Source organism: Streptomyces sp. TRM68416, from assembly GCF_014596915.1.
Lineage (GTDB): Bacteria > Actinomycetota > Actinomycetes > Streptomycetales > Streptomycetaceae > Streptomyces.
On sequence record NZ_JACVWU010000025.1, the window covers coordinates 46,790 to 60,725 of the forward strand.

The 13,936-nt window shown below is 67.9% G+C and carries 12 protein-coding genes; 1 reads left to right on the forward strand and 11 read right to left on the reverse strand.

Annotated elements, in window-relative coordinates:
* Positions 1–65: 65 nt before the first annotated feature.
* The 6 genes from ICC28_RS32225 to ICC28_RS32250 form a co-directional block, all read right to left on the reverse strand.
* On the reverse strand, positions 66–1,115 hold the full coding sequence (locus ICC28_RS32225; protein WP_188292319.1) for an ABC transporter ATP-binding protein: 1,050 nt from the start codon (positions 1,113–1,115) through the stop codon (positions 66–68).
* On the reverse strand, positions 1,108–2,082 hold the full coding sequence (locus ICC28_RS32230) for an ABC transporter ATP-binding protein (RefSeq protein WP_188292320.1): 975 nt from the start codon (positions 2,080–2,082) through the stop codon (positions 1,108–1,110). The genes ICC28_RS32225 and ICC28_RS32230 overlap by 8 nt, the downstream gene beginning before the upstream one ends.
* 3 nt (positions 2,083–2,085) lie before the next feature.
* On the reverse strand, positions 2,086–3,063 hold the full coding sequence (locus ICC28_RS32235; RefSeq protein WP_188292321.1) for an ABC transporter permease: 978 nt from the start codon (positions 3,061–3,063) through the stop codon (positions 2,086–2,088).
* On the reverse strand, positions 3,056–3,979 hold the full coding sequence (locus tag ICC28_RS32240; protein ID WP_188292322.1) for an ABC transporter permease: 924 nt from the start codon (positions 3,977–3,979) through the stop codon (positions 3,056–3,058). Before ICC28_RS32240 ends, ICC28_RS32235 begins: the two co-directional genes overlap by 8 nt.
* Positions 3,980–3,985: 6 nt before the next feature.
* Entirely contained in the window at positions 3,986–5,626 is a 1,641-nt protein-coding gene (locus ICC28_RS32245) for an ABC transporter substrate-binding protein (protein ID WP_188292323.1), read from the reverse strand.
* A 199-nt stretch (positions 5,627–5,825) separates the two neighbouring features.
* Complete coding sequence (locus tag ICC28_RS32250) at positions 5,826–6,440, reverse strand: CGNR zinc finger domain-containing protein (protein WP_188292324.1); 615 nt, start codon at positions 6,438–6,440, stop codon at positions 5,826–5,828.
* Positions 6,441–6,573: 133 nt separating this feature from the next.
* Between ICC28_RS32250 and ICC28_RS32255 the strand changes: the two genes are divergently transcribed.
* Positions 6,574–7,317, forward strand: a complete 744-nt coding sequence (locus ICC28_RS32255; protein WP_188292325.1) for a metallophosphoesterase — start codon at positions 6,574–6,576, stop codon at positions 7,315–7,317.
* A gap of 340 nt (positions 7,318–7,657) precedes the next feature.
* On the opposite strand, the gene ICC28_RS32260 is transcribed toward ICC28_RS32255, so the two are convergent.
* The 5 genes from ICC28_RS32260 to ICC28_RS32280 form a co-directional block, all read right to left on the reverse strand.
* Entirely contained in the window at positions 7,658–8,770 is a 1,113-nt protein-coding gene (locus tag ICC28_RS32260; RefSeq protein WP_188292326.1) for an ABC transporter ATP-binding protein, read from the reverse strand.
* Between the two features lie 14 nt (positions 8,771–8,784).
* Positions 8,785–9,846 carry an ABC transporter ATP-binding protein gene (locus ICC28_RS32265; RefSeq protein WP_188292327.1) on the reverse strand — a complete coding sequence of 354 codons (1,062 nt, stop codon included), beginning with the start codon at positions 9,844–9,846 and terminating at the stop codon, positions 8,785–8,787.
* Positions 9,847–9,862: 16 nt separating this feature from the next.
* A complete protein-coding gene (locus ICC28_RS32270; RefSeq protein WP_188292328.1) occupies positions 9,863–10,840 on the reverse strand; it encodes an ABC transporter permease in 978 nt (325 codons plus the stop codon).
* A 99-nt stretch (positions 10,841–10,939) separates the two neighbouring features.
* A complete protein-coding gene (locus ICC28_RS32275) occupies positions 10,940–12,730 on the reverse strand; it encodes an ABC transporter substrate-binding protein (RefSeq protein WP_188292329.1) in 1,791 nt (596 codons plus the stop codon).
* A gap of 102 nt (positions 12,731–12,832) precedes the next feature.
* Positions 12,833–13,879: an ABC transporter permease gene (locus ICC28_RS32280; protein WP_188292330.1), complete on the reverse strand. Its 1,047-nt coding sequence runs from the start codon at positions 13,877–13,879 to the stop codon at positions 12,833–12,835.
* Positions 13,880–13,936 lie beyond the last annotated feature (57 nt).

Below are 13,936 nucleotides of genomic sequence, written 5' to 3' on the forward strand. Positions count from 1 at the left end.
CGTATATCGGTACCGCTTCAGTGAAGTTGCCTGCTTGTTAACGCACTTCGTCCCTTTTTGAACAGTTATGCCTCCCCGTCGGAACCCCCCTCCACCGGCACCACCTGCTTCTCCTCGGCGAAGTGGCAGGCCGAGTCGTGGGCCGCCGGGCCCTCCAGGGGCCGTAGGTGCGGCGGGACCGCGAGCAGCGGCACCTCCAGGGCGCAGCGCTCCTGGGCCTTCCAGCAGCGGGTGCGGAAGCGGCAGCCGGAGGGGATGTTCGTCGGCGAGGGGACGTCGCCCGCCAGGATGATCCGCTCGCGGTGCTCACGGGCCTCCGGGTCCGGCACGGGGACCGCGGAGAGCAGCGCCTGGGTGTAGGGGTGCGTGGGGTGGTCGTAGATCTCGGCGTCCTTGCCGATCTCCACGATGCGGCCGAGGTACATCACCCCGACCCGGTCGGAGATGTGACGGACGATCGACAGGTCGTGGGCGATGAAGACGTAGGAGAGGTCGAAGTCGTTCTGGAGGCGGTCCAGGAGGTTGATGACCTGGGCCTGGACGGAGACGTCCAGCGCCGACACCGGCTCGTCGGCGACGATGATCTCCGGGCGCAGGGCCAACCCGCGGGCGATGCCGATGCGTTGGCGCTGGCCGCCGGAGAACTGGTGCGGATAGCGGTTGATGTACTCGGGGTTGAGGCCGACGACGTCCAGCAGGTCCTGGACGCGCTTGCGGCGGTCGCCCTTCGGGGCCACCTCGGGGTGGATGTCGTAGGGCTCGCCGATGATGTCGCCGACCGTCATGCGGGGGTTGAGCGAGGTGTACGGGTCCTGGAACACCATCTGGATGTTGCGGCGTACGGACTTCAGGGCCTTGCCGGACAGCTTGGTGATGTCCTCGCCCTTGTACTTGATCGAACCGGCCGTCGGTCTCTCCAGGTTGACCAGCATCTTGGCCACCGTCGACTTGCCGCAGCCCGACTCGCCCACGATGCCGAGGGTCTCGCCCTGCTCCAGCTCGAAGTCCACCCCGTCCACGGCCTTGACCGCGCCGACCTGCTTCTTGAAGAGGATGCCCGTGGTGAGCGGGTAGTGCTTGACCAGCCCGCTGACCTGAAGAATCGGCTCAGCCATGCAGGCACTCCCTCCAGAAGTGGCAGGCGCTGCCCCGCTCTTCGGACACCTCGTAGAGCGGCGGTTCGTCGGTGCGGCAGACGTCCTGGGCCATGGGACAGCGCGGGTGGAAGGCACAGCCGGGCGGGATGTGCATCAGGTTCGGCGGCAGGCCCTTGATGGCGTAGAGCTCCTGGCCCTTCTGGTCCAGGCGCGGGATCGAGTCGAGCAGGCCGCGGGTGTAGGGGTGGGCGGGCGCCTTGTAGATGTCGTGCACGGGGGCCTGTTCCACGATCCGGCCCGCGTACATCACCGCGATCCGGTCCGCCACGTCCGCGACGACGCCGAGGTCGTGGGTGATGAGGATCAGGCCCATGTTGTACTCGCGCTGCAACTCCGCGAGCAGATCCATGACCTGGGCCTGGACGGTGACGTCGAGGGCGGTGGTCGGCTCGTCGGCGATGATCAGGGCGGGCTCCAGGGCCAGCGCCATCGCGATCATGATGCGCTGGCGCATACCGCCGGAGAACTGGTGCGGGTACTGCCTGACCCGTTCCTTGGCCGCCGGGATGCGGACGCGGTCCATCAGCTCGACGGCCTTGGCCCGCGCGTCCTTCTTCGACATGCCCCGGTGCACGGTGAACATCTCGCCGAGCTGGTCGCCCACGGTGAGCACGGGGTTCAGGGAGGACAGCGCGTCCTGGAAGATCATCGCCATCTCGGCGCCGCGGACCTTGCGCCGCTCCTCCTCCTTGAGCTTCAGCAGGTCCCGGCCCTGGAAGAGGATCTCGCCCGAGGTGATCCGCCCGGGCGGCATGTCGAGGATGCCCATCACCGCCTGGGCCGTCACCGACTTGCCCGAGCCCGACTCACCGAGCACGGCGAGCGTCTCCCCGGCGTCCACCGAGTAGGTGACCCCGTTGACCGCCTTGGCGACCCCGTCCCTGGTCCGGAACTCCACGTGCAGATCGCGCACTTCGAGGAGCACGACTCACCTCAGCTTCGGGTCGAGGGCGTCGCGGACCGCGTCGCCGAGCATGATGAAGGCCAGGACGGTGATCGCCAGGGCGCCCGAGGGCCACAGCAGGGCGTGCGGGGCGTTGCGGATGTACGGGGAGGCCGCGGAGATGTCGATTCCCCAGGAGACGCTCGGCGGCTTCAGGCCGACGCCGAGGTACGACAGGGTCGCCTCCAGCGCGATGTAGGTGCCGAGCGCGATGGTCGCCACGACGATCACCGGCGCGACCGCGTTGGGCGCGATGTGCCGCAGCAGCATCCGGGAGTTGGAGGCGCCGAGCGCCCGGGCGGCCTGCACGAAGTCGTTCTGCTTGACGGTGATGACCGAGCCGCGGGCGATACGGGAGATCTGCGGCCAGCCCAGCAGCACCATGAACCCGATGACCGGCCAGACGGTGTTGCTGGTGACGACCGACAGCAGCACCAGGCCGCCGAGGACGACCGGGATCGCGAAGAAGATGTCGGTGATCCGGGACAGGATGGAGTCCCAGACGCCGCCGAAGAACCCGGCGAGCCCGCCGAGGACGCTGCCCAGGAGCGCGACGCCGAGCGTGGCGCAGACGCCGACCGTGACGGACGTACGGGCGCCGTAGACCGTGCGCGTGTAGACGTCGCAGCCCTGGCCGTCGTAGCCGAAGGGGTGGCCGGGCTGGGAGCCCTGCTGGGCCTTGGAGAGGTCGCACTTGAGGGGGGAGCCGGAGGCGATCGCCGAGGGCCACAGGGAGATGAAGACCAGGAAGAGGATGACCAGGCCCGAGAGGATGAAGACCGGGTTGCGGCGTAGGTCCCGCCAGGCGTCGGACCACAGGGAGCGGGGCTTGTCCTGGGGGCCGGTGCTCTCGGGGCCGCCGGCGGTCTTCTCCAGGCTGGTCGCCTCGCTCGCGGCGAGGTCCATCGCGCCGCCCATGCCGGTGCCGGCGATGGCGCCCTCGGGTTCATGAGGCTCAGGCATAGCGGATCCTCGGGTCGAGTACGGCGTAGAGGAGGTCGACGAGCAGGTTGGCGACCAGGAAGACGAGGACGAGGACGGTCACGAAGCCGACCACCGTCTGGGTGTTCTGCCGGAGGATGCCCTGGTAGAGCTGGTAGCCGACGCCGTGGATGTTGAAGATCCGCTCGGTGACGATCGCGCCGCCCATCAGGGCGCCGATGTCGGTGCCGATGAAGGTGACCACCGGGATGAGCGAGTTGCGCAGCAGGTGCTTGGTGATCACCCGGCGCCTGGGCAGTCCCTTGGCGACGGCCGTACGGACGTAGTCGGACCGCCGGTTCTCCGCGATGGAGGTGCGGGTCAGGCGGGTGACGTAGGCCAGGGAGACGGAGGCGAGGACCAGCCCGGGCAGGATCAGCTCGTCGAAGGGGGCGTCCGGGGAGACGGACGGTTTGATCCAGCCCCACTTCACCCCGAGCAGCAGCTGGAGCAGCAGACCGGTGACGAAGGTGGGGACGGAGATCACCACGAGGGTGCCCAGCAGCACCCCGGTGTCGACGGGCCGGCCGCGGCGCAGGCCGGTGACGACGCCCAGGGTGATGCCGATGACGATCTCGAACAGGATGGCCACGACGGTCAGCCGGATGGTGACCGGGAAGGCCGTCGACATCAGCTCGGTGACCTCCTGCCCGTTGAAGGCGGTCCCGAAGTCACCGGTGAAGACGTTGCCCATGTAGGTCAGGTATTGCTGGGTCACGGGCTTGTCGAGGCCGAACTCCTTGCGGAGCTGGGCGGCGGTCGCCGGGTCGCACTGCCGGTCCCCGCACAGTCCCGCGATGGGGTCGCCCATCACGTTCACCATGAGGAAGATCAGCAGTGTCGACCCGATGAACACCGGGACCATCTGGAGCAGGCGCCGGACGACGTACCGTCCCATCGGCGCTCAGCTGACCTTGATCTCGTTGTAGACGGGGACGCTGAACGGGTTGAGGGCCACGTCGGAGAGCCGGTCCGACCAGCCCGCGCTGCCGTTCTGGTACCACAGCGGGATCGCCGCCATGTCGTCCCGTACGACCTCCTCGGCCTGCTGGAAGAGTTCCACGGCCTTGGCGGTGTCGGTCTCCTGGTTGGCCTGGTCGACGAGCTTGTCGAAGTCCTCGTTGGACCACTTGCCGTCGTTGGAGGAGGCGTTGGTGTAGTACAGCGGCTGGAGGAAGTTCTGGATCAGCGGGTAGTCCATCTGCCAGCCCGCCCGGAAGGGCCCGGAGAGCTTCTGGGTGGAGGCCTGCTCGCGGAAGTCGGCGAAGGTGCCGACGGGGTTGCCGACGCAGGCCTTCTCGTTGTCCAGGGCGTTGTTGATGGAGTTGCAGACGGCGTCCACCCACAGCTTGTGGGAGCCGGTGTCCGCGTTGTACGTGATCTTGACCTGGCCGCCGGGGATCCCGCCGCCCTCTTCGATCAGCTTCTTGGCTTCGTCGGCGTCGTACTCGCAGAACTCACCGCACAGGCCCTCCTTGTAGCCGCCCTCCTCGCCGAGGACCGGGGAGGTCCAGTCGGTGGCGGGGGTGCGGGTCTTCTGGAAGATCGTGTCGGTGATCTGCTCGCGGTTGATCGCCCGTGACAGGCCCTTGCGGACCTTGTCCGAGTCGGCCTTGTTCCACTGGTCGTCGTAGAAGGGGAAGGAGAGCGTCTGGATGATGCCGGCAGGGGTGTTGAGGTAGCGGTCGCCGAGGTCGCTCCTGACGTTCTTGAGCTGCTGGGCCGGGACGTCGTCGACGAGGTCGAGGTTGCCGGCCATCAGGTCGGTGTAGGCGGTGTTGTTGTCGGTGTAGACCTTCAGGGTGACGCCGCCGTTCTGCGCCGCGTCGTCGCCGGGGTAGTCCTCCCACTTCTTCAGGCTCATCTGCGAGCCCTTGGCGTAGGAGTCCACGGTGTACGGGCCGTTGCCGACGGGCTTGCCGAGCCAGGCCGAGTGGTCGTCGAAGAACGCCTTGGGCAGCGGGTAGAAGGCCGTGTAGCCGAGGGTGTCGGGGAAGGTCGAGAACTTCTGGGTGAGCTTGACCGTGAAGGTCCGCGGGCCGGTGACCTTCAGACCGGACATCGTCTCGGCGCTCTGGTCGCCGCCGTCCTCGGGGTGGACCTTGTCGTAGCCCTCGATGTAGCTGAAGAAGTAGGCGTTCTTCTGGTTGTTCTTCAGGCTCGCGCCGTAGTTCCAGGCGTCGACGAAGGACTGGGCGGTGACCTCCTCGCCGTTGCTGAAGGTCCAGCCGTCCTTGACGGTGATGTCGAAGGTCTGCGAGTCGCTGGTCTCGATCTTCTCGGCGAGCATGTCCTCGGCCGCGCCGGTCCTGGGGTTGTAGCGCTTCAGCCCCCGGAAGATCATGTCCATCACCTTGCCGCCCTGCACCTCGTTGGTGTTGGCCGGCTCCAGCGGGTTCTGCGGGTCGGTCCAGGAGGAGGTCAGCACGGCACCGCTGTCACCGCTGCCGCCGCCGTTGTCGTCGTCCCCGCCCCCGCAGGCCGTCGCGGCGAGGGCTACCGCCACCGCGCATGCGGCCCATTTGGCGTGCGTGGCTCCACGCATGGAGTGCCTCCTCTTCACTGCGCTGTCCTTCAGCGACCTGACACTGATCCGTTATCGGTCAATATCGACGCATATGGGATACATCGCACGCTTTTGCCTCCCTTCGGGCTAGCGAGCTGCCCGAGGGCGGACTGTCGAGGAGACGGAAGACCGGCGGGCACCCCGCGAGACGACCGTCAGGCGCCCGGCGAGACGACCGTCAGGACGCGGTGCCACCGTCGGTCGCCTGGCGTTGACGCCGGTAGTAGCGAGCCGCTCGCGCGCGGTTTCCGCACGACGGCGTGCACCATTCCTGCCGCCCATGGCTCTTGACGAAGTAGCGCACACAGCGGGGAGCGGTGCAGGCACGCAACTGCTCCCGCTGCGGGCCGCTCAGGAAGTCGACGGCGGCGCGTGCCAGGGCCGCCGTGAGACGTACCCTCGGGTCGCCGTCCGCGGACTCCAGGCGGGTCGTGGGCGCACCTTCCGACGGCCAGTCCAACTGCGGGACGACCGGTACCCGGGCGGCAGCCGCGTTGAGGCGGGTCAACGCCTCGCCGACCGGCATCAGCCGTCGGGCGTCCGCCGAGCTGGGCGGCGCCGGACTGACCGCACGGGCGAACAGCGCCCGGACCGCCCGCCGCAACTCGGTGATCTCACCCCTGAGCCCCTCGTCCGCCGTGAGCCCTCCGGGCGGGAGGAGACCGGGCAGCAGGTCCGCCTGGGCCTGAATCCAGCGGGTGGCTCCGCGTGCCGTGGCGAGGTCGTCGGTGACGCCACCGTCTCCGTCGTGGCGGATCGTGCTCGCCAGCTCCAGCGCCAGCCAGCGCTCCATCACCGTCTCCTTCACCGCCGGCCCGTCGGCCGCTTGATCAAGTTTCCGTGTGCCCCGTAGAGTCTCTAACGGTAAAACGAAGGATTCCGTTAGACATCGAAAGCGTCGAAGGCATCGAGGCGGGGGACGACCCATGGCTGTGCTGCTTGCCCAGATCAGCGACCTGCACTTGGACGGCAGCGACAGGGCCACCCGTCGCGCACACCGCGTCATGGATTACCTGCGGTCTCTGCCCCGACCGGTCGACGCGCTCCTGGTCACCGGGGACATCGCCGATCACGGCGAGGAAGCCGAGTACGAGGAAGCGGCCCGCATCCTGAAGGCCCCTTTCCCGGTTCTCACCTGCCCCGGCAACCACGACGCCCGTCCGGCCTACCGCAAGGCCCTGCTCGGCGAAGCGCCCGACGACGGGCCCGTCAACCGGATCCACCGCATCGCCGGCGCCGCCGTCCTGATGTGCGACTCCACCATTCCCGGCCGCGACGAGGGACGCCTCGACGCCCCGACGCTCGACTGGATCGACGCTCAACTCAGCGCACTGCCGCGGGACACCCCGGCACTGATCGCCTTCCACCAGCCACCGGTCGAGCTCCACCACCCGCTGCCCGACTCGGCCATGCTCGAACAGCCGGCCCGGCTGGCCGCCCTGCTGGACGCACACCCGCAGGTCGTCGCCGTGCTGACCGGGCACGCCCACACGGCAGCCGCCTCGACCTTCGCCGGCCGTCCGCTGATCGTCGGCCCCGCCGTCACCTGGACCCTGCGCATGCCCTGGGAAGGCGACCGCCCCGCCGACCGCGAGCAGCCGCCCGGCCTCGCCTTCCACGTCCTGGGCGACGACCGGCGCCTGACCACGCACTACCGCGTCGTGCTCTGATCCCGCCCGCGCCGGCCTAAGCGGACCGCGGGCCGAACCGCCCCAACAGCCTTGCGCCGACCGAAGCCGCCGGGGGACCGGACCGGACCGCCCAATAGCCCTGCGCCAGCTGAAGCCGCCGGGGGACCGGACGGCCCGACGACCCTGCGCCAACCGAAGCCGACCGAAGCCGACCGCGGGCCAGGTTGCCCAGCGGCCCTGCGGCAGGCGGAGGAAGGGCCGGAGGCCATGCCGGCCCACCCGGACACCGGGCACGAACACGCCGAGCCTGCCCGCCGGAGGGCCGTACCCGCTGGGGGTGCGGCCTGCTTCGGCGGACAGGCCCGTGGAGCGTGAGAGGTCAGTCCTGGCCCGACTCCAGGGCCTTGAGCGCCGGGTCCATGACGACGTCCTCGTCGCGGGCCTCGACGGTCGGCTCCTCCGGGAAATGACAGGCCGAAAGGTGACCCTCGCGGTTGCCGGAGAGCTGGATGAGCGGCGGCTCCTCCGTGGCGCACTTGTCCTGCGCCTTCCAGCACCGCGTGCGGAAGCGGCAGCCGGACGGCGGGTGGATCGGCGAGGGGACGTCACCGGAGAGCCGGATCCGCTCGCGCTGCTCGGCCTCGTCGTCCACCTGCACCTCGGGCACCGCGGAGAGCAGGGCGTGGGTGTAGGGGTGCCGGGGCCGGGTGTAGATGGAGTCGCGGTCACCGACCTCGACCACCTTGCCGAGGTACATGACGGCCACGCGCTGCGAGAAGTGCCGCACGATCGCAAGGTCGTGGGCGATGAAGACGAACGCGATGCCCAGCTCGTCCTGGACCTTCTGCAGCAGGTTCACCACCTGCGCCTGGATGGACACGTCCAGCGCCGAGACGGGCTCGTCGGCCACGATCAGCTTCGGGTTCAGCGCGAGCGCGCGGGCAACGCCGATGCGCTGGCGCTGACCGCCGGAGAACTCGTGCGGGAAGCGGTTGTAGTGCTCGGGGTTGAGGCCGACCAGCTCCAGCAGCTCCCGGACGCGCTTCTCCCGGCCGCCCTCGGGGTTGATCCCGTTGACCTCCATCGGCGACTTGATGATGGAGCCGACGGTCTGCCGCGGGTTCAGCGAGGAGTACGGGTCCTGGAAGATCATCTGGATCTCGGACCGGACCGGCGCCAACTGCCTGCGGCTGGCGCGCGTGATGTCCTGACCGGCATACGTGATCTGCCCCGCGGTCGGCTCCAGGAGCCGGGTGATCAGCCGGCCGGTGGTGGACTTGCCGCACCCGGACTCGCCGACCAGTCCGAGGCTCTCGCCGACTCCGACACTCAGGTCGACGCCGTCGACGGCCTGGACCGCACCGACCTTGCGTTTGATCGGGAAGCCGCCGTAGATCGGGAAGTGCTTGGTCAGGCCCTTGACCTCCAGGAGGGGTTCCGTGGAGGTGCCGGTGGAGCCCTGCTGTGCGGGGAGGGTGAGGTTCTCGCTCATGATCTCGGTTCTCCCTAGCGCAGCCGGGGCTGGATCTCGTCGATGAAGATGGTCTGCTTCTGCTCCGCCGTGAGGTGGCAGGCAGCGGCACGGCCCTCGCCGAGCGGGGGCCTGACCTCGCTGCACAGGCTGCCGGACACCTTGTCCCGGAAGGCGCAGCGCGGGTGGAAGGGGCAGCCGGACGGCGGGTTCAGCAGCGACGGCGGGCTGCCCGGGATCGGCGTCAGCTCCTGGCCGATGTCGCCGTCGAGGCGCGGCATCGAGCTGAGCAGGCCCCAGGTGTAGGGGTGCGTCGGGGTGCGCAGCACCTCCTTGACCGTGCCGCGCTCGACGGCCCGGCCCGCGTACATCACCAGCAGGTCGTCGGCCATGTTGCCGATGACGCCGAGGTCGTGGGTGATGAAGATGATCGCGGAGCCGAACTCCTGCTGGAGGTCCTTCAGCAGGTCCAGGATCTGGGCCTGCACGGTCACGTCGAGCGCGGTGGTCGGCTCGTCGGCGATCAGCAGGTCGGGGTCGCACATCAGCGCCATGGCGATCATCGCCCGCTGGCGCATACCGCCGGAGAACTGGTGCGGGTAGTCGTCGAAGCGCACCTTGGGCTGCGGGATGCCGACCTTCTCCAGCATCTGGACGGCACGGTCCTTGGCCTCCTTCTTGGAGGCGCCCATGTGCTTCATGTACGGCTCGGAGAGCTGCCGTCCCACCGTGTAGTACGGCGACAGTGCCGTCAGCGGGTCCTGGAAGATCATCGCCATCTTGTTGCCGCGGAGCTTCTCCAGCTCCTTCTCCTTGGCAGTGACGAGTTCCTGGCCGTCCAGGACGATCTCGCCGTCGATGGTGCTGGTCCGCGGGTTGTGCAGGCCCAGGATGGTCAGGTTGGTGACGGACTTGCCGGAACCCGACTCGCCGACGATACCCAGGGTCTTGCCGCGCTCGACGTCGAAGGAGAGGCCGTCGACCGCCTTGACAATGCCGTCCTCGGTGGAGAACTGCACCCGCAGGTCACGGACCGAGAGGAAGCTCTCGGGCCCGGTCGGGGCCGGGACGTCCTCGGTCTTGGTCAGTGTGGTCACGGTGGTTCGTTCTTCCTTAGGAGAGTCGGACGCGCGGGTCGATCCAGGCGTACGCGATGTCGACGAGGATGTTCAGGAGCAGGATGCAGAAGGCACCCACCAGCATGACACCCATCGTCAGTGGGAGGTCCTTCTGGACCGCCCCGTCCACGGCAAGGCGGCCGATTCCCTGGAGGGAGAAGGTGAGTTCGGTGACGACACCGCCGCCGAGCAGCGAGCTGAGGTCGATACCGAGGATGGTCACGATCGGGATGAGCGAGCCGCGCCAGGCGTAGCGGAAGAAGACGTACTTCTTGCCCATGCCCTTGGCGCGAGCGGTCCGGACGTGTTCCTCCTGGAGCTGCTCGATCATCGAGGAGCGCGCCATACGGGTGTACTGCCCGGTGAAGATCGTGGCCATCACGGCCATGGGAATCCACAACCCGGCGAGCCAACCCGTCGGGCTGTCGGTGAACGGGACGTACTTCGGGTCCTCCACCCAGCCGGTGCTGTACACGAAGATCAGCAGCACGATCGGGCCAAGGAAGTAGATCTGGAACGAGCTGAGAACCATGGATGCACCGGTGGCGGCCTTGTCCACCATGGTTCCGCGCCGGTAGGCGGCGAGCATGCCGGCGCCGATGCCGACGACGAGGAAGACGACCAGGGCGCCGACCGTCAGGGAGATGGTCAGCGGGAAGCGGTCCATGATGATCGAGGTGACGTTGTCACCGTAGTAGAACGACCGGCCCAGGCACGGTGCGGGGCAGTTGCCCTCGGGGAAGTCACGGCCGGCCACGATGCCGGACATGAACTCGAAGAACTGCTGGGCGAGCGGCTGGTCGAGGCCGAGTGCGTGCCGGATGTCCTCCAGTCTCGCGGGCGAGCAGTCCTTGCCACAGGCCAGGGAGGCGTAGTCGGAGGGCGCGGCGACGAAGAGGAAGAAGGTGGCGGCGCCGATCAGGAACAAGGTGACGACGGCACCGACCGAGCGCCGGATGATGAACTGAAGCATGGCGGTGGGGGCTGCTCTCTGCGGAGACGGTGGACGGGTTCACGGAACCGCGGGGGTGCGCTCCGCCTGGTGCGCACCCCCGCGAACAGCCGTAGAGAGTTACGACTTCAGGAACAGCTGGTTGAGGTCCATGTAGCTGGACTCAGTGCTGTAGCGGACGCCGCCGACGTTCGAGCCGTGCAGCTGGAACTGCTTGACGTACCACAGCGGAGCGGCCGGGTTGACCTCCTCCAGGATGTACTTGTGGGCCTCTTCCCAGGTCTTGGAGGCCTGCTCCGGCTGCTCGCCCAGAGCCTTCTTGATCAGCTCCTGGACCTTCGGGTCCTTGATGTGCGAGTAGTTCGACCCACCGTTGGCGACCTGGTCACCGTCGTAGATCGGGGTCACGACCGTGGACGGGGACGGCCAGTCCTGGCCCCAGCCGGTGATGTACATGTCGTACGGGTTGTCGAGCTTGCCGATCTGCTCGTAGTACGACGCGGCGTCGATCTCCTTGGAGACGACGTCGAAGCCGACCTTCTCCAGCGCGTCCTCGATGGCGACCTTGCGCTTCTGGCCCGCCTCGGAGTTGGCGTAGGCGAAGACGAGCTTCTTCTCGGCGGCCGGGACGTCCGCGAGCAGTTCCTTGGCCTTCTCGATGTTGCCCGCCGGCGTCTTCAGACGGCCGTAGGGGTCGTACTTCGCGTCGTAGCCCGGGAGGGTCGGGGCGAACAGGTTCGGAGCGACGTCACCGCCGTACGCGCCACCCTCACCGGCGATCAGCGACTTGGAGTTCACCGCGTAGGTGGCGGCGTCCCGGACGGTCTTGTTCTTGACGCGGTCCAGGTTGAACGTCAGCTGCATGACGTAGGGCGCGTAGCCCTTGACCGTGCGCTTGTTGACGGCCGCGTCGCCGACGACGTCCTGGATCTGGGTGGCGTCGACGCTGCCGGTGAACTGGATGGCGTTCTTGGCGTCGCCCTGGTCGGCGATCAGACGCTTGGTCTGGGTCGACTCGGTGACACCGAACTGGAAGTCGAAGCCGTCGACGTACTGGTGGCGGACGGCGTCGGTCTTCGGGTCCCAGTTCTCGTTCTTGACGAGCTTGAGGGCCTTGCCCGCCTTGAACTCCGCGATCTTGTACGGGCCGAGAGCGACGGGGGCCGCGTCGTACTTCTCCTTCGTGTCGGTCTCCTCCGGCACGATGGAGTAGCCCGGCATGGCCAGCGTCATCGGCAGGTCGGGACGCGGGGTGTCGAAGTGGAAGATGACCGTCTTGTCGTCCGGGGTCTCCAGGACCGAGTCCGGCAGGTGCTTCTTGCCGAAGCCGCCGTCCGGCAGCTTCTTGCGGTAGTCCGGGCCGCTCAGCCAGGTCTGGAGGTAGGTCGGGCCGTCGAAGATGAACTCCGCGTACAGGCGCTCGACGGTGTGGCGGACGTCGGCCGAGGTGATCTCCTTGCCGTTCTCGTCCTTGATGCCGTCCTTGAGCTTGAACGTCCAGGTCTTGTTGTCGTCGGACGCCTGGCCGGAGTCGGTCGCGATGTCACCCACGACCGAGACGCCGCCCTTGCCGTCCTCCTGGAAGTTGGTCAGACCGCGGAAGACCAGGTTGGAGAACTGACCCGCGTCGGAGACGTAGATCTGGCCCGGGTCCATGTGCGTGAGGCCGGACTCCTGGTAGACCGTCACGGTGCCACCCGGCTTCGCGCCCGCGACGTCCTTGGCGGGGCCGGCCGAGGCCTTGGCGTCGAGGTACGCGACGCCCTGCTGCTGCTCCTTGGCCTTGTCCTGGTTCTCGGCCTTGGCACCGGTGTTGTTGCCGGTGTTCTCCGAGCAGCCGGTGAGCGCGAGGGAGCCGGCCGCGATGGCGACCATGATGGCGCGCGCTCTGCGCGAGGTGAACGACTTCATAGCGGTGTATGCACCTACCTGTCGGTTGTTATCCATGAGTACTGCCTGACGCGGCTGGTAGGCCGACGCGGGGGCGGCAGTCACCCCCCACCAATGGACGGTTCAGCGCCCGGACTTGGGGTCGAAGGCATCCCGTACCGAGTCTCCGAGGAGGTTGAAGCACAGGATGAAGATCACCAGCGCCACGCCCGGGAAGAAGATGAAGGCGGGGTCCTGCTGGGTGTACTGAGCACCGGCGGCGAACAAGCGCCCCCAGTCCGGAGTGGGCTCGACGAAGCCGACGCCCGCGAAGGAGAGGAAGGCGATGGTCAGGATGGTGCTGGGGAGCTGGTACGTGAACTGCACCAGCACCGGCGTGACGATGTTCGGGAGGATCTCCTTGCGGATGATCCGGCCCGGCGAGGCCCCGGAGACCTTGGCGGCCTCGATGAACTCCCGCTCGCGCAGGGCCAGCACCACGGAACGGACGAGACGGGACATGCCCATCCAGCCGAGCACCCACAGCACGATCAGGATCGCCAGCGCCCTGAAGTACGTGGGCGTCTCCTCCCGCGGGTCCACGAAGAACGAGGTCACCACGGGCATGAAGGCGATGAAGAACAGCTGCGACGGGAACGACAGGAAGAAGTCCGTGACGCGACCCAGCCAGTAGTCGGTGCGACCGCCGAAGTAACCGCCGACCAGGCCGATGATCACGCCCGTGACCGTCAGCAGGACTGACACACCCAACGCCATGAACAGCGACGTCCGCATGCCGTACATCAGCATGGCGAACAGGTCGCGACCGTACTGCGGCTCCACACCGAACCAGTGGTCGGCGGACACCCCGCCGAAGTAGCCGAGCGGAAGCCCGAAGTCGTCCAGGATGGGCTTGTCGGCGTAGGTCGGGTCCTGACCGTACAGGGTGTACGGGTTGGTACCGCTGATCGCGGTGAGCAGCGGAGCGCACAGCGCGATGACGAAGAAGAAAATCACTACGCCGGCGCAGAACATCCCTGTACGGTCACGCCTGAAGCGCTGCCACATCAACTGCCCGGGAGAACGCCCCTCAAGCTTCTTGGGACTCTCGGCGACCTCGGAGGTCGCTTCGAGCTGTGGGTCCAAGGCGGCCGCGGACCCGGAGCCCTCGGCCTTCGTCGGACTGGTCATGTGTGTTCTTCCCCCGGGGGGTTGGAGAGTTGAGCGCAGCACAGATACCGGCAGGTT

Coding starts and splice junctions, on each gene's coding strand:
- ICC28_RS32225 (WP_188292319.1), bottom strand. CDS start 1,115: ATGGCTGAGCCGATTCTTCAGGTCAGCGGGCTGGTCAAGCACTACCCG.
- ICC28_RS32235 (WP_188292321.1), bottom strand. CDS start 3,063: ATGCCTGAGCCTCATGAACCCGAGGGCGCCATCGCCGGCACCGGCATG.
- ICC28_RS32240 (WP_188292322.1), bottom strand. CDS start 3,979: ATGGGACGGTACGTCGTCCGGCGCCTGCTCCAGATGGTCCCGGTGTTC.
- ICC28_RS32245 (WP_188292323.1), bottom strand. CDS start 5,626: ATGCGTGGAGCCACGCACGCCAAATGGGCCGCATGCGCGGTGGCGGTA.
- ICC28_RS32250 (WP_188292324.1), bottom strand. CDS start 6,440: ATGGAGCGCTGGCTGGCGCTGGAGCTGGCGAGCACGATCCGCCACGAC.
- ICC28_RS32255 (WP_188292325.1), top strand. CDS start 6,574: ATGGCTGTGCTGCTTGCCCAGATCAGCGACCTGCACTTGGACGGCAGC.
- ICC28_RS32260 (WP_188292326.1), bottom strand. CDS start 8,770: ATGAGCGAGAACCTCACCCTCCCCGCACAGCAGGGCTCCACCGGCACC.
- ICC28_RS32270 (WP_188292328.1), bottom strand. CDS start 10,840: ATGCTTCAGTTCATCATCCGGCGCTCGGTCGGTGCCGTCGTCACCTTG.
- ICC28_RS32275 (WP_188292329.1), bottom strand. CDS start 12,730: ATGAAGTCGTTCACCTCGCGCAGAGCGCGCGCCATCATGGTCGCCATC.
- ICC28_RS32280 (WP_188292330.1), bottom strand. CDS start 13,879: ATGACCAGTCCGACGAAGGCCGAGGGCTCCGGGTCCGCGGCCGCCTTG.